This is a genomic window from Povalibacter uvarum (assembly GCF_014202975.1).
GTDB lineage: Bacteria > Pseudomonadota > Gammaproteobacteria > Steroidobacterales > Steroidobacteraceae > Steroidobacter > Steroidobacter uvarum.
The window spans coordinates 134,022-154,054 of sequence record NZ_JACHHZ010000007.1 but is presented as its reverse complement, the minus strand read 5'-3'; the positions used below and the strand labels follow the sequence as shown (position 1 = coordinate 154,054).

At 62.4% G+C, this 20,033-nt stretch carries 16 protein-coding genes; 5 read left to right on the top strand and 11 right to left on the bottom strand.

Features of this window, described 5'->3' with window-relative positions; genetic code table 11:
* Window positions 1-11 precede the first annotated feature (11 nt).
* The gene (locus HNQ60_RS25820) at window positions 12-467 is read right to left on the bottom strand and encodes a thioesterase family protein (protein WP_184335687.1); all 456 of its coding nucleotides are present in this window, start codon (window positions 465-467) and stop codon (window positions 12-14) included.
* Between the two features lie 252 nt (window positions 468-719).
* Between HNQ60_RS25820 and HNQ60_RS25815 the strand changes: the two genes are divergently transcribed.
* Together HNQ60_RS25815 and HNQ60_RS25810 are read left to right on the top strand one after the other, a co-directional pair.
* Window positions 720-3,791: a thrombospondin type 3 repeat-containing protein gene (locus HNQ60_RS25815; RefSeq protein WP_184335686.1), complete on the top strand. Its 3,072-nt coding sequence runs from the start codon at window positions 720-722 to the stop codon at window positions 3,789-3,791.
* Between the two features lie 238 nt (window positions 3,792-4,029).
* Window positions 4,030-5,262 carry an FG-GAP repeat protein gene (locus HNQ60_RS25810; RefSeq protein ID WP_184335685.1) on the top strand — a complete coding sequence of 411 codons (1,233 nt, stop codon included), beginning with the start codon at window positions 4,030-4,032 and terminating at the stop codon, window positions 5,260-5,262.
* On the opposite strand, the gene HNQ60_RS25805 is transcribed toward HNQ60_RS25810, so the two are convergent.
* From HNQ60_RS25805 to HNQ60_RS25795, 3 genes are all read right to left on the bottom strand, one after another.
* Window positions 5,249-6,061, bottom strand: coding sequence for a PEP-CTERM sorting domain-containing protein (locus HNQ60_RS25805; RefSeq protein ID WP_184335684.1), 813 nt, complete (start codon window positions 6,059-6,061; stop codon window positions 5,249-5,251). The two genes, HNQ60_RS25810 and HNQ60_RS25805, sit on opposite strands and share 14 nt — an antisense overlap.
* A 170-nt stretch (window positions 6,062-6,231) precedes the next feature.
* Entirely contained in the window at window positions 6,232-6,687 is a 456-nt protein-coding gene (locus HNQ60_RS25800) for an RDD family protein (protein WP_184335683.1), read from the bottom strand.
* A 90-nt stretch (window positions 6,688-6,777) separates the two neighbouring features.
* Window positions 6,778-8,082, bottom strand: a complete 1,305-nt coding sequence (locus tag HNQ60_RS25795) for an FG-GAP repeat protein (protein ID WP_184335682.1) — start codon at window positions 8,080-8,082, stop codon at window positions 6,778-6,780.
* A 351-nt stretch (window positions 8,083-8,433) separates the two neighbouring features.
* Here HNQ60_RS25795 and HNQ60_RS25790 point away from each other — a divergent pair, with 351 nt between their 5' ends.
* From HNQ60_RS25790 to HNQ60_RS25780, 3 genes are all read left to right on the top strand, one after another.
* Window positions 8,434-9,378 carry a S1C family serine protease gene (locus tag HNQ60_RS25790; RefSeq protein ID WP_184335681.1) on the top strand — a complete coding sequence of 315 codons (945 nt, stop codon included), beginning with the start codon at window positions 8,434-8,436 and terminating at the stop codon, window positions 9,376-9,378.
* A gap of 6 nt (window positions 9,379-9,384) precedes the next feature.
* Window positions 9,385-10,653 carry a M20 family metallopeptidase gene (locus HNQ60_RS25785; protein ID WP_221304466.1) on the top strand — a complete coding sequence of 423 codons (1,269 nt, stop codon included), beginning with the start codon at window positions 9,385-9,387 and terminating at the stop codon, window positions 10,651-10,653.
* A 90-nt stretch (window positions 10,654-10,743) separates the two neighbouring features.
* Window positions 10,744-11,907 (top strand): serine hydrolase domain-containing protein, encoded by a 1,164-nt coding sequence (locus tag HNQ60_RS25780; RefSeq protein ID WP_221304465.1) that lies wholly within the window; start codon window positions 10,744-10,746, stop codon window positions 11,905-11,907.
* Between the two features lie 24 nt (window positions 11,908-11,931).
* Here HNQ60_RS25780 and HNQ60_RS25775 read toward each other — a convergent pair whose 3' ends face one another.
* The 7 genes from HNQ60_RS25775 to HNQ60_RS25745 form a co-directional block, all read right to left on the bottom strand.
* Complete coding sequence (locus HNQ60_RS25775; protein WP_184335679.1) at window positions 11,932-12,888, bottom strand: Csu type fimbrial protein; 957 nt, start codon at window positions 12,886-12,888, stop codon at window positions 11,932-11,934.
* On the bottom strand, window positions 12,885-15,272 hold the full coding sequence (locus HNQ60_RS25770) for a fimbria/pilus outer membrane usher protein (protein ID WP_184335678.1): 2,388 nt from the start codon (window positions 15,270-15,272) through the stop codon (window positions 12,885-12,887). The genes HNQ60_RS25775 and HNQ60_RS25770 overlap by 4 nt, the downstream gene beginning before the upstream one ends.
* A 157-nt stretch (window positions 15,273-15,429) precedes the next feature.
* Window positions 15,430-16,137: a fimbrial biogenesis chaperone gene (locus tag HNQ60_RS25765; RefSeq protein WP_184335677.1), complete on the bottom strand. Its 708-nt coding sequence runs from the start codon at window positions 16,135-16,137 to the stop codon at window positions 15,430-15,432.
* 23 nt (window positions 16,138-16,160) lie between these two features.
* On the bottom strand, window positions 16,161-16,667 hold the full coding sequence (locus HNQ60_RS25760; protein WP_184335676.1) for a Csu type fimbrial protein: 507 nt from the start codon (window positions 16,665-16,667) through the stop codon (window positions 16,161-16,163).
* Window positions 16,668-16,762: 95 nt separating this feature from the next.
* Complete coding sequence (locus HNQ60_RS25755; RefSeq protein WP_184335675.1) at window positions 16,763-17,008, bottom strand: hypothetical protein; 246 nt, start codon at window positions 17,006-17,008, stop codon at window positions 16,763-16,765.
* Between the two features lie 199 nt (window positions 17,009-17,207).
* Window positions 17,208-18,356, bottom strand: coding sequence for a hypothetical protein (locus tag HNQ60_RS25750; protein ID WP_184335674.1), 1,149 nt, complete (start codon window positions 18,354-18,356; stop codon window positions 17,208-17,210).
* Window positions 18,357-18,514: 158 nt separating this feature from the next.
* Entirely contained in the window at window positions 18,515-19,879 is a 1,365-nt protein-coding gene (locus HNQ60_RS25745) for a di-heme oxidoredictase family protein (RefSeq protein ID WP_184335673.1), read from the bottom strand.
* Between the last annotated feature and the right edge of the window lie 154 nt (window positions 19,880-20,033).

Sequence of the window (20,033 nt, the reverse complement as noted above, 5' to 3'; positions counted from 1 at the left end):
GCCGACTTACCTCATTGTTTGAGGCTCGACTTCAGCACCTCGAAACCCTCGGTGCGGGCGAGTGACGCGTATGCCCGAACGATTCCTTCGGGCGGTGTCGTCAGCTTGCGCAGATTGAGATCGAGCCATCCCCCGCTGATGGTGACGCGTGCCGCCAGCCGTCCATCCGCCCGAAAGAACTCGTTGCGCAAACGAAAGTGTGACGCGTCATCGCTGAGCCCGTCGAGCGCGAGCGTCGCGTTGATGGCATCCAGAAGACGGAACTCACGGTAGTAGTCGATCTCGTCCCGACGTACGACCGGGCCGATCCGCAGGCGTTCGAATTCCTGCAGAGAGAAGTCGCTTGCCTGAAAGAACCGCATGCGGACGTTGACGGCAAGATCGAGATACGCCGTGTTGGCCATGTGGGCGTTCGAATCGAGGTGCTCCCATCCCACCTGAAGCGCGCAGCTGAAGATCTCACTCATCGGCAATACCTCGGGTCGATGTTCGCGATTCCAGATCCCACCCGCCTTCCGGATCAGGTCCCAGGGCTCCTGGCGAGCGTCAGTGAGCGGGCGCCGGCGGCCTGATGTTATGTCCGACTTTGTTAAGCGGTTGAATTGCACGATCGCGTTTGCTATCAACGGCGGCGAAACGCGCTTCGACGCGTAAATACACCAGAATTCTGAAGAGTGGACATGGGCGCGTTGTCCTCGAGGGACACGCGGGGAGTTCAGATGAAGACGTCGATTATCCGGCACAGCTGGCTGGTGCTGGCGTGTCTTGCGCTGGCTGCGTGCGGCGGCGGTAGTGGTGGCGACAACGACGACGGCGGCCGACCTGATCCGGTTGCGCCCGATCCCAATCCCTGGCTGCCCACGGGCTCCAGTGTCCAGCTCTACTACAACAGCAATCCGTCGGCCACGGCGTTCGAAGCGACTGCACAACGCAACTCCGTGTTCGTTGCACCGTTGCGCTATCCGACAGGCGGCAAGGAATATTTCGTGAGCACGCCGACGTCGGTCGGCTTCCTTGGTTTCTATTCCCCGCAGGTCTTCGTCAGCGGAGCTGGGCAGTTCACTGTCGACGCTGTGCTCGATGCGCCGGTGACGTTCCTTCGAACAGACGAAACAGGACCGCGCACCGAATCCGTCAGCGGCAGCGGCAAGGTGACGATCACGCCGACGTATGGCACCCAGAACCTGAATGTCTCGGGCACGGTGAACTATGCGGGCACGGAAAAGATAACGACCGCACTTGGTCAGTTCGATGCGCGCCGTGTGGCGGTCAATCTGAACTTCTCGACCACCGTCCAGGGGCAGAGCATTTCACTGCCTTTCAACGTCACGTTCTGGTTCGTGCGGGATCTTGGCATCGTGCAACGACTGGAAGCGGGACAGACGCTGCGGCTCACCAACGCCACGGGACAGGACAGCGATGGCGACGGCGTGTTCAACGGTCTCGATGCGTTCCCCAACAACCCGAACGAGTCCGCCGACACGGATCGCGACGGACAAGGCAACAACGCCGACACGGACGATGACAATGACGGCGTTGCCGACGCCAACGACCGGTTCCCTCTCGATCCGACCGAGACGAAGGACTTCGACAACGACGGCATGGGCGACAACGCCGACAACGACGACGACAACGACGGGCTGCCCGACAACAGCGATCCGTTCCCGTTCGACGTTCACAACACCGACACCGATCGCGACGGCGTCGCGGACTTCTACGACCCAGATGACGACAACGACGGCGTCGCTGACGCGGACGATCGTTTTCCGCTGGACCGTTACGAAACGACGGACTTCGACAGCGACGGCGTTGGCGACAACAGCGACCAGGACGATGACAACGATTCCGTTCCGGATGCGAACGATGCCTATCCGCGCGATGCGCAGCGCTGGCAACTGCTGACGGTCGGTCAGGACTCCGTGGCTCTCAACGGTGTCCTTGGCAGCTCCGTGATGCCCACCGGCGTCGTTTCCGTGAACGGTTTCGACGCGCCATGGCAGGTGAGCAGCAGCGCAAGCTGGGCCCAAGTCAGCCGCACCAGCGGCGTTGGTCCCGCCAACATCACGATCACGGCCGACACGTCGCAGCTCGGCGCCGGCACTCATGCAGCATCGCTGGTGTTCGCCGATCCGGAAGTCGAACGCGAAGTCGTTGTCACAGTGCAACTGGAGATCGCGCTGCCGACGATCAGCATTGTCGCAACGTCGCTGACGATCGACGGCTCGCTCGGTTGGTCGCAACCGACCACGACGACCAACGTCACGCTCAACACCGGCACTCTGCGCTATCCAGTGACTGCTGAAGTCGACTTCACGCCTTCGGATACCGCCATCGCGTCGATCAGCGGCGGCACGCTGGGACAAACCGCGGCGCAACTCACGCTGGCTATAGCGCCAGAGCAGTTGGGCGGAGGCGAACACACCGGCACAGTGCGCCTCACGGCTACGGTGCGAGGTGAGACGATCACGCGCACAGTGCCGATCGCAGTACGCGCATCCGAGCATGTCCTCTACCCCTCCGAGGACGGTGTCGCCCTGCTGAGCCTTCCGGGTCGGCAGGCGCTGACACACACGGTCGAGATCCTCGACAGCTACAACGTGCCAGGTGCGGAGTGGACGGCAAGCGACGACGCTCCGTGGCTATCGGTGACATCGAGCGGCTCGAGCGGTGACCCACTTACTGTCACAGCAAACGTCACAGGCTTGCCGGATGGGTTGCACGAAGCGACGGTGTCACTCGATTCCACGAATGCCGGCGTCGAGCGCACAGGTGCCCTGCGCGTAGCTATCTGGGTCAGTTCAACGACGCCCACCGCGTCGTCCGCTACGGCCGCAACGTATGTCGAGATTCTCGCGGATCCAGTCCGGCCGTACGTCTATGCGCACAACGGCGGTACAAGCATCGATGTCTACAACGTTCACGATCGCAGTCTCGTAACATCGCGCACCGTCGGCACTGCGCTCGGCGCGATGGCGGCAAGCAGCGACGGCGAATGGTTGTACGTTCTCGATGGCGGCGCCGTACGGCGCGTCAGCCTCGTTGACGGTGCGGCACCGATTGTCACCTGGTCGTTGTCGTCGAGCGCGACGAGACTCGGATACATGAGGCCGAACGGTCACGGCGTCATCGCTCTCAATAACGGGCACGTGATCGACACGGACGATGGCAGCCAGATCACAACCACGCCGATGGCGCAGTTCGCCGATAAGCACACGCTGTCGCCGACCCGTCGACCCGATCAGCTCTGTGTCATCAACGGCGACTTCACACCGTTCACGGGCGATTGCGCGACGTGGTCTCTGAGCACCTATGGCGACGGAGACATCCGATGGGTGGCCAGCGTCGCGGCGAGTGGCCACAATACCCCATCTGGTACCGCCAGCTTCTCGCGAGACCTCGCGATGCGAAACGATGGCGAGCGCATCCTGATCGCCAACTCTCCGTACTTCGGCCCCTCGAACCTGCAGATGCCGTTGATGCTGTTTGACGGTCGCCAGACCGCTGAGATGATTCAGGCGATGAACACGGGCGGCACACCTGGCGCCGGTCGCGCCGTCGAAGCGGGAACGAATGGCGATCTCTACGCTGTCGTGCGCACCAACGCCACTCCGACCGATACCGACACGCTGTGGATCTACAACGCCGACAACTCGATGCGGCTCAGCGTGCCGCTGAACACTGTGCTGCGGGAAACGCAGCTCGACGTTTCAGCCGATGGCGCGAGCGCGGTTCTTCTCGTTGCGCCCGATAGCAACTCCGCCAGCACGTTGCGGTTTGTGAGAACGTACTGAGGCCTGCGGCCGCGGATTCGCTTCGCGCGATCCGCGGCCAGATCGGGTACGAGGGCAGACTCATCGCTTCGATGATCCGCACGAACCGACGCGGATTCTCCCGCGTCGGATTTTTCCCTTGAGTAGTGCTACGCATTGCCAAGCCACGGGTCGGGGCGAAGGATCGCGACGTCCGGCGGAACGTCTCACGTCGACACCTGGCCATCCATCGCGGCGTCTCACTGCAAGGAGTGTTGTCATGCGCCGTCCCCCTCGCCTATGCGGGCTGCGATTCGTCGCGGCCTTTGCGCTGCTGGCTGCCGGTTCGACGCAAGCGCAGCGTGTCACTGAAATCCCTGCCGATACCGAGTTCGATCGAGGGATCGGCTGCTTCTCCCGGTTCTGTTCCGCGACCGTCACCGCGCTCGACGGGAACACCGCCATCATGACCGGCGATGGTGCGGGCGTGCTGGTGCGAAATGCCGCGGGCGGCTGGGACCTGCAACAGGAACTGCGGAATCCTGACTCGCCTCCCACTCAGTATCCGACGCGCATGAATGTGCCTGCCGCGGTCTCCGGCGATGTCCTGCTGCTGACCGGAACCAGCCGCGTCTACAACTTCGTGCCGGTGATCTACGTGTGGCAGCGCTCCGGCACGACGTGGACACATACGCAGGTTCTCGCGCTGCCCCGCGCTGCCGGATTCAACGAGACCATCATCGCGAGCGTTCAAGTGCACCAGCGGACTGCGGCGATCTGCAGCATCCAGCGCGACACGGCAACCGCTCGTATACAAACACAGATCGATCTCTATGCGCTCCAGGCCAGCGGCCGCTTCCAGCGGCAAGCTCAGATCATTCCGCCCGTTGCTCCGCAAGCGAGGAACCGCTGCACTCTCGCTCTCGAAGGAAGCACGCTGCTGGTGGCGGACCCACTCGCAAACCAGGAGAGTGGGCGCGTGCTGCTGTACGAGCGCGGCTCGAGCGGTTGGACACTACGCCGTCAATTGACTGCGGCCGACAGCAGTCCGGGCGCGCGTTTCGGGACATCCATCGACATCTCTGGAAACACGATCGTGGCAGGCGCACCGCAGCGACCGAACTTCGATCGACCGTTGCATCCCGGCGCGGCTTACGTGCTGAGACGCACCGCCTCTACCTGGGCGCAGGTGCAACTCCTGGTGAAGCCGGAAGAGATGGATGAACCCGCACCGGACGAGAGCGAATCCAGTTTCGGCGAAAGCATCGCGGTGTCGGAGGATCGGCTGGTCGCGAGCTGGAATCTGAGCGACAGCAGTTTGTCGCGTGCTTATCTGTATGAGCGTCGAGGCGTCTGGGCGCCCGTGGCGCAGTTGTTCACCTATGAGGGCCTGGTGTCCGTCGATGTGCTGCTGTCCGGGCCCATCGCGATTCAGACCATGAACGTCATGGTCAGCTTCGATCATGAACTGCCAGAGCTCTGGACGCTGCCGCCGCGAGTCAGCGATCCGTGAGACTGCGGCGACGACGCACTGCCAGGAGCGCGAAGGCGGCAATACCCATCAACGGAAGTGTGCTGGGTTCGGGAACGCCGATGACCTGGCGAACCATCGAGCTGATCTCGAAGGCAAGCGACAGATCTCCAGTCGCGCAGCCACTGCCGTAGCAGGCGTCGGCGTACCCGCCGTACAGGCCCCGATAGCTCTCGGTTTGCAACGGCAGGTAGACAGAACTGAGGGCATCGAGGTTCTGAGAGAGATCGATGTACGCCTGACTATCGGACAGATCGAACGGGTCCTCCGGAATCGCAGCCGAACCAAGGTACAGGGAACGCCCATAATAGGTACTCGCGCCCGTCGCGGAATCGACAATCTCTTCGCCCGACGCATCGTCGAAGCTGAACTGATCGTGCGTCATGAGTGTGCCCCCACCCTCCAGGGAGATGGGGCCTTTGGAGTCCGTGTACTGAATGCCACCCCCATTCTCGCTGTAGGCACCAATATCCACATTCGTTCCACCGATCATCAGCGAGCTCGTGATCAGATCGGGAGCGTCCGGGCCATCAGAAAACCCCAGGTAGTCGGCTGTTGCACTACCCCACTCGGTCCGATCCAATCCCTCTGTCTCAATCAGCATCCAGCCAACGACAGACTGGCCCATGTAGAGCGGCTCGAGAACTGCGACTCCGTCATCGCCGAATCTGTAGGACGAATACACCGTTCCGGTGAAATCGATCCTGATCTGCACGGCATTCGCGCTCACTGCCATACCGGCGAGCAACAGGAACGCCAGACTCTGGATGGCCTTCTTCATTGGAATTCTTCCTTCGGTGAGGCTCGATCGGCCTCTTCAGTGCGTGCGCGTAGCTTAGGCAACCAGCGTAGGCGCGTCGAGCGTTGATTGTCGGCGGAGCACTGCTTATGTAACAAGAACGGCTGCCGCGATCAGCGACGCCACATACATATGTGTCGATCGCAGAACGATCAGCGAGCCATGATGACGTAGGTCCTGGGGATGCTGTCGTGCCAGCCGCGACCGGCGAGCATCGAGAAGCCCTCGAACGGAATGAAACGACACAGCGTCCTGCCGATGACTTGCCCAAACGATGGAGGGCCGCCCTCCTCATTCACTACGACCGTGCCGAACACGAATTTTCCCGGTGTCCGCCCCCACATGGCCTCGAAGCCGACGTAGTAGAGGATCATCACGCCCATGCCGAGCAGGTAGCTCACCAGGGTGCTGTTGATCATTACGATCCAGCGGTCCCCCATGACCAGGACCATCCCGAAACTCACGACGAAGACCACGATCAATGCACCGATGTAGTCGACGATGAAGGTTCCGAATCTTCGTCCACGACTGGCCTCGACGAGCTCACGCAGCTCCTCGGTGTCCCGGACTTCACTCTGCGGCGGCTGATAGGGATTGGCATCGTTCATTCTTGTTCTCCTGCCTGTGCCCGGCGTCGATTGTGCGCTTCTCGCCGGCTCATCGTACAGAGCCGGCGAGAGCCTTGCGCCATGGACGGACTAAGGCGGCGCGAACCCCGCAATCGATTGGCAAGTCGATATCGCCGGCGGCGGCGCAGTGCCCAGCGGAGGCAGCAGATACGCCGTAACGTTCGGCGTCGGCCGGATCGGGTCGTAGTGGGTGATGAAAGCAGCGTCGCCGGCAATCATGACGTCAATGATGTTCTGGCATCCGAGCTGCGCCCGCGCCTGCCATTGGAGGTTGCTGCGCTCGTAGAGTACGACGGCCTGCATGTCGCTCGGGAAACCTGCCGACCTGCCGGAGTCCACCAGCAACCGGGCGCCGGACAACGCTACGTCCTGCCCGTAGCGAACGAACTTCGAGAACTCGGGATCGCTCACCGGCTCATGACGCAGCACGCTGTCCTCGACCCACACCCCACTGTTGCGAACGAAGGTGTACACGGCGCCCGGCAGCCGCTCGTCGGAAGCATTCGGCTGATCCGGCGCCGAGATGACGATCGTGTCCTGATCGAAAGCCGCGGCAAGGCCGAAACCATCGAACGGCGCGGTCCCGGATCCCGTGAGCTTCTGCGTTTGCGTCCACTGCGAACCGGTGCGCTGGAAAACATACGCCGCGCCGCGATCGCCGTCCGCACGCGGATCGACCATCAACGCAGTGCTCTTCTGCAGCGCCAGCCGATTGCCAAGCGCTGGCGTGATCATTCCCTGGTAGACGAAGGGCTGACCCGTTGTGCGCGTGTACCAATGAACCTCTTTGAAAGCCCTCACGGAGTTGTGATAGCGCACGAGAACAATCGCGGTGTTCTCATGAAGCGCAATGTCGACCACCGTGACGCGGTAGTAGCCATCGGGCTTGGGCAGATCGATGGTTTGTGTATGCGTCCAGGTGCGCCCCGGTCGTGTGAACACATAGATTGCATTGGGGTGCGATGGACTACCGCCGCTGATCAGCATGACCCGTTGATCCAATGCCACTGGCGCACCGAAGTCCTGAACCGGCGCGCCGGGCCGCAGCTCCGGCGGAGCCGGGTAATCCGGATTCACGAGGGCTTTGGTTACGCTCCAGGTATCCGGCGCAACACGCGTGAACAACTCGAGGATGCCCATACCTCCGTCGTAGACCGCAGCACTTCCGTGCATCGCCACCATGGTGCTGCCGCAATACCATCCCCAGCACGTGGGCAACCTGTTGGTAATGGTGCCCTCAGGGACGATGGGAAGCGGATTGTCCTGCGCCGGCAACTGCAACGGTGCCAGCAGCAGCGCGCAGACCAGCAACAGCCATTGGCGCTTGCGTGCGCCTCCATGCTGCAGCGACGCAGAACGATGGGAGTGGCGCATGACACGTGCTCCTTGCAGTGAACGCCTTGGAAGAGATTGGCCAGGAATCGCCGGCTCGGAATGCCGGTCGCTTCGCGCGGATTCTTCGCCTCGGGCCGCGAATGCCTCAATGCGTAGCTGTACCGTCGGTGATTTCTATCGGCGCCAGCCGCGGCGCTGGCGTCGGGCCGGGCGGCATGTCACCTTAGATGGCAATCAGAACGACAAGAAACCTCGGCCGGGAGAATCCTCTTGCGCAAGCACACTCCGTTACGCTTCGTTGGTGGCGCGTGCGCGCTCCTGATCGTATTCATCCATTCCGCCGCTGCTCAATCAGTAGCCGGCAGTGCCCCGCAGGATACGAGCCGGGGCGTGCTGAGTTATGCCGGATACGTCGAGCCCGCCCTGGCTTCGATAGTCGGCGTGTCTGTGAAGAGCTCTCGCACGGAGCCGGAAGTCCCGGATGAGTTCAGGAAACTCTTTGGATCGAGGTCACCGTCCGCCAGAGAGTCCCGGCAAGCCGGCGCGGGTTTCATCATCGATGCCGAGCGGGGCCTGATCGTCACCGCCAGCTTCCTGCTCAACGATGCAGTCAGCGTGACTGTCCGATTCGATGACGGCCGCCAGACCGAAGCAGAGATCGCGGGTCGCGACGAGGTCACCGACATCGCCCTGCTGCGGGTCAAGGACGTTCGGGGACTGAAGGCCCTTCAGTGGGGGGACTCGAATGCGCTGAAGGTCGGCGACGTCGCGTTCGGTCTGGGCCAGGTCGGCGATCTCGGCAGGGTCGTGACCTCAGGGATCATTTCCGGGTTCGCGCGAGGCGTCGAGCAGTTCGACTCACGCGACATGCTAATGACCGATGTGGCATTTCCTTTCGGATTCGCGGGAGGGCCGCTGCTCGACAGCAAGGGTCGAGTCATCGCGGTGGCGATGTCCATCTATGCGAATCCGTCCAACTCGGCGATCAGTATCGCGGTCACCCAATCCGAAGCGCAGCAAGTGGTCAGCGATCTGGCAGCGTTCGGCCGCGTGAAGCGTGCGAGCCTTGGCGTCATGCTGCAAGAGGAATCTGAAGCAGAGCCCGGGCTGCGCGGAGTCATGATTGCTGCTGTGACGAAAGGATCAGCGGCGGATCGCGCGGGACTCCGGGCGGAGGATGTCATCGTGCAGGCAGCAGGCGAACCCATTCACTCTTCATCAGACCTGGTCCGATTGATCAGGCGCCTGGCGCCCGGCAGCTCGCTCGACCTCGCCTATGAACGCAGCGGCTCGCGGAAGTCAGCGACGGTGACGCTCGGTGAGACCGGGGAGTGAGATGCTATGCTGACCCACATGCGCACTCTGATCACCTCGCTCCTGCTGCTGGCTGCGTCCCCTCTGCAAGCAGAATCCAACTGGTTCACCGAAGCGCTGCTGAATCGTCCGGACGTACGCAAGGCGCTGTCTTCGCTGGATGAGAGAACGATCGTCGACGAATGGGTCCGGCTCACGGAAATGCCTGCGCCCTCCGGCCAGGAACGCGCGCGCGCTGAATACGTACGCGCCGAAGTCGAGAAGCTCGGCCTCACGGACGTTCGTGTCGATGAGATGCTGAACGTCAGCGGAGTGCGCAAGGGGACCGGCGGCGGGGCGTCGGTCGCGTTCGTCGCCCACACGGATACGGTTTTCCCCGCGACGACAGACCTGAAGGTGAAGCGCGACGGCAACCTGTTGCGGGCACCCGGAGTCGGTGACGACACGGGCAACGTCGTCGCAATGCTCGAACTGTTCCGGGCGCTGAATCGGGGCGGCATCAAGACGAAGGGTGATCTGATCCTCGTCGCCTCCACCCAGGAAGAGATCGGACTCAAAGGCGCCAAGCACTGGCTGCATCACAGCGGGTACAAGCCCGACATGTTCGTCGCGCTCGATGCCCCTTCGAACGAGATCTGGTACGGCGCGCTGCGGATCGAGATGGTGAAGCTGATATTCACCTCGCCTTCGGTTCACACTCTCTTCAGCCGCGATGAACCGACCGCGGCCAAAGCGATGGCCAAGGCGATCGAAGCGGTCTACGACATTGCGCTTCCCGAACGCATCGAAGGAATCGGCGGCATCCGGTTGCCGACAATCAATGTCGGCATGCTCGGCGGAGGAACCGTGCTCAACGCGATTCCCGCCGAAGCGTGGTTCACCGTCGATCTGCGCTCTGCGGATTCGTCGACGCAGGAACGCCTGCGCGCGGCGATCGTCGAAGCTGGACGTCGCGTTGCCGACGAACAGCGCGTGGGGTTCCGGATCGAACAGACGGTGGCCGCGGAGGACTACTCGAAAGCGCTGACCAAAGAACAACGACTGAATCATCCCCTCGTGCAGACAGCCATCGGGACATTCAACCATTTCCGTAAACCGGGATCGCCGCCTGTCATTCCGATGGATCTCGGCTCGACCGACGCCAACATCGCCATCAGCCTCGGCATTCCCGCGATCGCCGCCGGCGGTGTGCTGTTCAGCAATCCGCACCAGATGGAAGAGAACGCCGAAGCGAACAGCATCGTCCCGGGTGTCCGGCAGCTGATCGTACTAGCGGTCGCGCTGACGACGCACTGACCCTGAGCCGGCGCACGGCCATTGCGCCGTGGACAGACCGTCGGTGTAAAGTGCCGCACGCCGCTGATCACCGCGGCGGGAGAACATCTCATGAAATTCAGCCTGCCGCTGGCAGCTTGCGCGCTGATGCTCAGCGCTTTGCTCACCACCTTCCATGACGACGCGCGTGCCGCGCAACCGGCGTCGGCCGTCTATTACCCCCCGGCAGGGAGTTGGGCAAAGAAATCGGCCAGCGAGCTCGGCATGGATCAGGCCGCACTCGATTCCGCGGTGGCGTTCGCGAAGACGCGCGAGTCGACACGGGAAATGGATTTCAGCGACCAGGAACGCATCTTCGGCTCGATGCTCGGTTCAGTGCCGGACATCCGCGCCAGGACCAACGGCATCGTCATCTACAAGGGTTACGTAGTCGCGGAGTTCGGCGACACGACATGGGTCGACCCGACCTACTCCGCCGCCAAGAGCATGATGTCGACAGTGGCTGCGATCGGCGTCCGCGACGGCAGGATTTCCAGCCTCGATGAACCGGTCGGCAAGACCGTGAAGGATGGCGGCTACGATTCCGCGCACAACGCACTCGTGACGTGGAAGATGCACCTGCAGCAGGAAAGCGAATGGCAGGGAACGATGTTCGGCAAGAAGGACGACTTCATCGGCAAGGCGGCGTTTGGCGAAGGTGAGCGCAAGCCGCGCGAGATCCGGCCACCGGGCACGTTCTACGAATACAACGACGTGCGCATCAACCGCTTCGGCCTGTCGCTCCTGCGCACGTTCAAACAAAGCGTCCCGACTGTGTTCCGTCGCGAAGTGATGGACCCTATCGGCGCATCGAACACCTGGCGCTGGATTCCATATCACAACAGTTTCGTCGAGATCGACGGCCGCCAGCTCGCATCAGTCTCCGGCGGCACGCGCTGGGGCGGAGGTGTGTGGATCAACGCCCAGGACATGGCCCGCTTCGGCTATCTCTGGCTTCGCGGCGGCAAATGGGACGAGAAACAGATCGTGCCTTCGGCATTCGTGAAAGCCGCCCTCACCCCGAGCGACCACGGGCCTGACTACGGCTATCTCTGGTGGCTGAACACGCAGGGCAAGAACTATCCGGATCTGCCGACGACGGCATACGGCGCGCGCGGCGCGGGCAGCAACACAATCACGATCCTGCCCGAGCAGGACCTGGTGGTAGTGTGGCGCTGGCACTCAGGCAACGAGGCGGAGTTCGTGAAGCGCGTGGTGGCGGCGATCAAGCCTTAGTCCCGCTTCCACTTCGCCGATGAATCAGTACGTCACGGTAACCGTCACCATGTCGCGATAGTCGCCTGCGGCAGCAACCGGCTGCGCGAGAAGTGTTCCGTAGACAGTGTGTGTCTGAACGCCGTTCGTCCCAGTGCCGTTCACCTTGCTCGTGCCGGCGCTGCCATCTCCCCATAGCGTGCTGCGAGAACTGTCGCTGTAGAGCCGGTAAGCGAGCGTTTCGGTGCCGCTCACACGAGTGAGCCTGCGCTCAGCGACACTGGCACCGCTACCCTGCCCGGCATTGAGAGAAACGTTGTACGGCACGCTCTGGGGACAAGTGATTGAGATGCCGCTGCTGGCGTTCAGTGCGGATGCCAGATTGCCGGTCGTACCAAAGCTGAGTGAGGTGGCGGAGACCACGCACTGCGCAGTCGCGGTCGCAGTAACGCCGAACTCGAAATAGTTGGGCGCCGTAGTCACAGTCATGCAGTCGGGAGCCGCGCCGTTGTGCTCGATAGCGCGATACGATCCGCCGCTGGCATCGTATGGAAACTTGCTCCAGTAGTAGCCCGGTGGCACCGACTGTCCTGGCGGCACCTTCGAGTAATAGGAGCGTTGGACCTGCCCGCCGCCGGGCCACAGCAGCGGCACGTCGATTGCAACCTGATACTGCGCCTCTCCCCATATCTGCGTGTGATTGCTGTCCGCGTAGACGTTGTAGTTGAGCACGGGGCCGGCGGTTCCGGACGGTCCGATCATGTAGCGCTGCTGTCCGCTGAAGTACAGGGACGAGCCGAGCGAGACGCATACCCGGATACTCGGCAGCACCACGTTGCTGCACGTGATGTTCATGACGCCAATGACGCTGCTGCCGTTAGCCCCCACGGAGCCGAAGTCGATATTCGACGTCCCGAGAGAGCAGTAGGGCTCCGCAACAACTCCGGAACTGCTTGCGCATAGCGCAAGGACCGCAAGGGCTTTGAAGCACAGGTGCCTCATGGCGCAGACACTGGAGTGCAAACGAACGGGCCGATCGTTTGCATCGCCTGCCGCTCGTCGAAAGGGACTTCGGCGATGCAGTTGCCATCGTCCGTATCCACGCGCAGGCGATTCATCGGCTGCAGGACAGGAAAGAACACCTGGCCATCGAAGCCGATCAGCGCGGACTCTCCGGTGTCGAGCGTCGCACGCGTGCCTGCGGGCAAGGGACTGCCATCTTCGTCGACGATGATCGCTGTGGCACCCCGGTAGCGGTCGAGCGTGAACTCCACGAGCACGCCAGCGCGCGATTCCGGATTGGCATAGATACTTTCCTTCGCAACACTCATGTCGACAGGCAGCGTCAGCGGATCAATGGCCAGGCGACTGGTGCGATACGCCGGCAAATCGTTGACGAGCAGATAGCCGCGCCGATTCGTCCGCCCGAGCAACCGGTTCTCGCGCAACACCGGCACATCGGGTTGTCCGTCGGTCGACACCAGGGCAAAGCCATCGTAGATGGCACGCGATGCGAACAACTCGCCGCCCATGTACACGAACGAGCCGGTGCCGAACAGCCCGCTCTGCGTGTACTCCGAACCCTCGCTTTGCACCCGCTGCGCAAATGCCGTCCAGTCGCCGTACCGGCCGCGATAGTCGAGCCGGCCTGCGCCACGCCGGTAGCTCTCGTTGCCAGCTTCAGCGGCCACCTTCCAGCCAAAGCCGCCCAGGTCGTAGTCCACCGGCCGGCTTGCGCCGACGGTCGCGGTACGCTCATCGCCATAGCGGCTGAAACTGGTGTCGATGCTGACGCGGTTGTCGAAGCTGTAGTTCGCGCCGAGATAGACACCGCCGGAATCATCGAGGTCGAGATCCTCGAAAGCGTTGACGAAGAGGCTCAAGCGGGAACTGAACCAGCTCGCACTGTAGCCCACGGATGCGATGCGTGAGCCGCCCGTTGCCGAAGCCTGCTGTCGCGCATAGGTGAATGTAAGCGACTGCGTCTGCGCAAAGGAAAGTGTGAGGCCCGCGCGCGTAAGGCGATCGGGCACTGGCACACCCTCCAGGGTGCCCAGATCGCGGTAACCTTCGCGTGCGCGCCTGTCATATATGTCGAAGCTCCATTGCGGCGCGATGAATTGATAGCCGAGGCTCGTGAGCGTCCCGCCACCGTCGCTGAATGCTGCCGCCGCGCTCAGCACACCGTACTGGCCGAGGGCTACCAACAGTCCTGCGCCGCCGTTGCTCAGGCCGCGCGCCAGCTCCGTATGACCCTCCAGTGTCAGGCCGTCGTTGACACCGTATCGCAGCGAACCGACGCCCACCGGATCTTGCGCGTAGTCGGATGAACTTGAACCGAAATTCCTCCGCGGATACCCGACCTCCGCCGCATAGTCGCTCAGGCCAGTCTCGAGCATCCGGCTATCGACGTACAACGGCCGCGTGAACGTGAGCTCGCGCCCGAACGCATCCTGATAGACGATAGAAACCAGGCCCGCTCCGGTCAGCGACGGCGGATCGGAGAACTGGAAGGGACCTGGATTGCTTTGGCCGCTGAACTGGCGAATCCCGTTGACGTACATGTCCACCGTCGTGGGCACTACTGCCGTGCCGCCGAGTGCCGGCAGCGGAAAGGTCACCAGATCGGGACGAAGCTCAAAGTTGCGCGAGACGCGGGCACCGCCGAGCCTGATGGCGCGTGACCAGTCCAGCGATGAGCTGATGTAGTCGCCGACGGTGTAGGTGCGCAGCGAACCGACTTCCGAATAGGTCCAGAAACTCTCGTCCCGTATGTGCCTGTACTCGTCCGAGTCCATCACCGCGTGACCGTCGGTGGAGATCAAACCGAACGGACCGAAGAAGCGGAGCTCGACTCCGAGCGTCGCATTCTCGTTGTTCACCTCGTAGGCCTCCGCCACGTCGCTCTGCGACTGCACGGGCAGGCGTCCATATCGACTCTCGACCAGGGGTGCGCGCTGACGCTGAAGCCGTTCGGTCAAGGTGATCGTCTCGTCCTGGACCTGGATCGCATAGTCGAGCGCCAGTCCGTAGTCGGAACTCGGCTCGACGGTCTCATGCGCGCTCGATCCCAACAGCTGCGCCCGCAACTTGCCCGGGTCGATGGTGAGGTCCAGCCTTTGCTCCAGAGCGCGATATCGATACGTCAGGCCGGGCACATTGCGCAATGCGATCCCGCCGACTCCAGCAGACAGGGCGTCCGGTGGAATGCCAATGGCGTCGAGATCGTCGCCGCTGATGTAGAGCGTGTCTCCCTCGCGATCGACGCGCACGATGAGTTGCTTGTCGAAACCGTTGACGAAGACCTGCAAGTAGAGTGTTTCGGTGGCCAGCGCGGCTGCACCGGATTGCGCGAGTGTGCTTGCCGGTACCGATGCGATGGCCATCGCAACTAGCCCTGCCCAGAAGCAGCAACGCCCAATCGAACGAGCCTCGGGGTATCGCGCGTGCACGACATGCACTCTGCATCCGAGACGAGCCTCCGGGGCCCGGAGTCGATGCCATCCTCGCGTTACGGGCACCAACGTTCTGCTCGACGACGCTCTACAGCGTCACAGCCATCTCCTTGCCGTTCACGGTGGCTCGCACCTGCTGCGGTTTGCCCCTCGCCGCGAGATCTTCAGGCAGTGCCAGTTTCCATTGGCGATTCTTGTCGGGCAGTACGTAACCGACCAGCCCCTGCCCTACGACATGCGATGAACCATCAGCGTATCCCAGGACCACGTTGCTGATCTGCGCATGCGATTTGCCGCTGTTGACCGCGTCGAACACGAGAACGGTGTCGCTTACTTCGGCAGTGACCGAGAGCTTCGCCAGGCTCTTCGGGTTGGGAATGACGAACACCGGCACCGAATATCGCAGCTGGATCTGCACGTTTGACCCCGCATCGCCCGCCGCCCGGTCGGGAATCTCATCGACCAGTAACCGGTAGCTTTCCTCCCGCGAAGCCCGCGACTTCGCTACGCGCACCAGCCGCACCGTCTGACTCTGGCCTGCGGCGATCGTCATCATCGGCGGGCTGGCCACGATAGCCGTAGTCGCCGTGAGCTGGTCCTCGTTGCCCGACTGATCCCATGCGAAGGTACGTAACTGCGCCGTCACGGGCGCCGTCCCGCTGTTGGTCAGCGTCACGATGGCTGCAGAATTTCCCTGGGCGAGAATGACCGTCGTTGGACGCACGAACAGGGAAGCCGCCGAAGCGGACTCGACCGCGAGCGCCATTACAATGAGCACCGACCGCAGAATATTCATCCGCAACATCTCGGTTCCCTCGATCAATAGGTGATCGTGGCCGTGACCACGCTTGCGTAGTCCCCGGGTGCGGTGGCCGATTGCCCCGCCAGCCGCCCATAGACAGTCAATGCGACGGGCACGCCGGTGCCCGTTCCACCAACGGTCTGTGACCCGCCGCTGCCGTCGGCCCAGATCGACGTTCGTGCAGCATTGGCGTACAGCTGGTAACTCAGCGTGTTGGTGCCACTGGACATCTTGCGGTCGGTTATCGTGGAGCCTGTACCGGTGCCCGCATCGAGAGCGACAGCATAGGAGGCACCGAGCGTGCACGTCACGGTGATCGTCGAGTTGTTGTCGGTTTGCGTGACCTCACCGCCGAGCGTGACTGCCTGGCTGCCGAAGCTGAGATTGGTCGCTGAGATCAGACATTGGCTCTGGATTGAAACAGTGACGTTGAAATTTGCCGTTTGCGTGGCGGGCTGGGCCGCGGACGATGCAACGAGCAGCGCGACTCCGAAAGAGCAGTGAAGCAGACGCAAAGGAAGCATGGCGGTCTCCTGGCGCACGCAGTGCCCTGAGTCTGGCAGGCGAACCGGGGCTCCGACATCCGTATGAAGGGAATCGCCCGATGGCTTCGGTCGCCTCAGTAATAGATGAGGGCGCTGATCGTCGCGACGGCGGGATCGTCGATGCCGATAGTTAGTGTTTGGGGGATGCCATCGCCGCGACCGGAAAATTCAACGCTGCTTTCCGCCAGCGTGTGACCGGAGGTGAGGATGACCTTATAGGGAGTACCGGCAGAACAACGCATCGTGAGCGTGCGTGAACCGGCCGTAGACGTGCATTCGCTGGTGACCGTCACGCCGACGACGAACGTCGTGGAGCGCACAGCCGGATGGGCGGCTGAAGGGAGGGCAGCGCCGAGGACTGCCAGGAGCAAACTGCAGCGTTTCACAGGCCACGGATTCCCATGGGTACGTCTGAGGTCTATAGCGGCAGCCGCTTGCATTCTTGAAGCCGGGGCAGGTCCGTCCCAGTCACCACCGGGAACGCTGATCCGGCATTCGTCTATTCCCCTCAACCGTCGCTCAACGGACAATCAGCGCCGTGCATGCAAGCTGCATCTGCCAAGGCGCGAGCTCCAGCGTGGCATCGATCGGTCGATTGCGCGGTACGAGACGCCGCAGGTTGCGAACCGGGATCAGCAGCGAAGCCGGTGAGCCTACGATGCAACCGGCGTTGTTGATGCCTTCGGGAAAGAACGTGAACTGGGGTATGGGCGCAGGATAGACCGGCGGATTGACGATGGCGGTTTCGAGATCGATCACACCGTCACGCTCATTCCATGCGATGCCGTGAAAGTCGGAGAACTCATCGCGGAAACCAACGACCGTACCGCGATCATTCATAGCCCAGGCCGTCAGGCTCTGATCCGGATTCCCGATCGGACGAATGCCGCCCGCATGCGTCCACAGGAACATGCGCGAGCGAAAATTGCGATCCAGACTGTTTCCGACAACCACGCCCCGTGAATCGATGTCTGCAGGATAATTACCGCCACCCGCTGCATCTGGCAGATCGCCTGTTTGCTCGAAGCCGGTCAACGGATCGTAGAAGTAAGCTTCCCAGGTTGCTGTCGCGGGCTGATAGATCTCACCCGTGAGCTGGCCTGCATTGTTCATGGCAACCACGTCGAAGTGGCCGGTCAAACCAAAGACATCCCGCAGGTTGCGCAGCCCGTTGCGGCGATCCCAGGTGAATCCCGCCTGGATTCCGTCGACCACGAGCTGGCCAGCAATGGCACCACGATCGTTGATCGCGTTGGGGCGGATGACCTGCGTCACGTCATCCACGTTCATGTCGACGAATCCGCGATGCTGATCGTAGAAGAACGGATGCAGGCCGGGATCGAACGAGACGTAGCCGGTGATCTGGCCCCAGCGATTGACGGCCACGCTCTGGCTGAACTGCGCATCAGGCAGGCCGCGCAGCTTGCGCAGGCCGAACCATGGATCCCATTGCACAGCGCTGAGCTTCGGTTGCAGTGCGTTCTCGCTGTACGTTTCCACCGTCCCTACGATGCGGGCGTTGTCATTGATATCGAGCGGATAGGTGAATGAGAACTCGTCCAGCGTCGGCAGTTCGACGAGGAAGTAGCGAGGCGCCTCCTGCGAGTGAGCGATACCGGCGAGCGCAATGGCGAGCAGCGACGCGTACGTGCAGCTTCGGATGTTCATGCGACTCTCCGTGTTGGCCGCGCGACATTGCGCTGGTACCGCCAATCCTGGGATCGTGGAATGCCGCGCCGGGAATTTCACTAAGGTCTGCTGCACCGCCCGGGACAGATCCACCTCTTCATCGGGAATGGATCTGCCCCGCTCCTGCCCTCGAGCGCCTACAGAGAATCGAGGAACGTCAGTACGAGCGCCTGCTCCGCCGATGACAGCGCGTTGTAGCGTTCCGTCACGGCGGATGCCTGTCCAGCATGGCGCCGAATCGCTTCCTGCTTCGTGAACGACAGCCCGTCGTGCATCAGTCGATTGCGCGTTCGCAGTGCCCAGAGCGGTGCGGTGCGAATCTGCGGAGCCGTCCCTGCAAACTCCGGCGTCGGCAGGAACGGAATCCCGTCCCCCGTGCCGATGTCGTGCAGCAGGAAGTCGCTGTACGGATGGATCAGCTTGTTGCCAAGCGCCGTCGGCACCGTGAACTTTCCGCCGTTGATGCGCGTACCGGGCCTCGACGTGCGAAGCGTTGCGACGTGGCACGTGTTGCACCCTACCTGGTTGAACAATCGTTCGCCGCTGACCACGTTCGCTGTGATCGCACCGCGCGACGGCGCCTTGGTCGAGCGCATGAAGTTCGCGAAGGCCACGATATCGACACCGTCATCCTCCGGGTCCGCCACAGCGTCGAAACCCGAACCGACGCCGACGAATCGACCGCTGGACGTGTTCTCTTCAGGGAACAGAGGGCTCGTGATCCCCATCTCGTTGAGATAGGCGTCGGCCGAGAACGATTCGAGACTGGCGTGCTGGCTCTTCCAGCCGAAGCGACCGATGCGAGTCGTGCCCGGCGCTTCGAGGACCGGAACCGTCAACGCCGTGCCCCGCATCGCCGCCGGCTGGGCATCGCGAATGGCGAGCAGCGTCTCGTTCGCTACGCATTCGACGAACCCCGCGCCCAGGGTATTGGTGGAGATGCGGAACGTGCGGACGTCGTCTTCGAAGGCGACGCGCTCGACGATGTCGGGATGCGTGCCGCGCGAGTGAATCAACGATCCGCCGAGCGACTCGAAGAACACATCGCCGTTCAAGCGGCCGGTGCGATGTTCCGCGATCTGGCTGGCGCCGCCGGTTACTACGTTCTGATGGCACTCGCTACAGCTCTGCGCGTTGTAGGTCGGGCCCAGACCATCCGCAGCTTTCTCCACTTCCTCGAAGATGAAGCGATTGTCGTTGAACGATCGCAAGGGCACGACGTTGTCTTCGTTGAGCGTATCGAACGCCGGCCCCTGCACGTTGAAGCCGTTGGTGCGATTGTCGAAACCTCTCGGTGCTTCGCTGTACTGGTCGCGATCGGCTGTCGCGTCCAGTTCGCGCTGCATGGAGCCGGCGCGCTGAAACCGATCTCGCTGATGATCCGCCTGCGCAAGACCGCCATCGAGTCCGATCAAGGCAATGAGCGTCAGGGCCAGCAACCGCTTGCGCCCTGAGCCTCCCGACAGAAAAATTCCACGAGGATCCGGAACCAGGGATTTCATACGAATATCCTCCGGCCGCTCGCGGCAACGGCCCTGTGACCGCTACGACGCTGATGGTAAGAATGGACTCCCGGAACGCGTGTTCTAATGTCCGCTGCGAATGACGCGTTCGCGCGCAGAATGCGCCGGCACGGAAAACTTGCAATCTGACGCG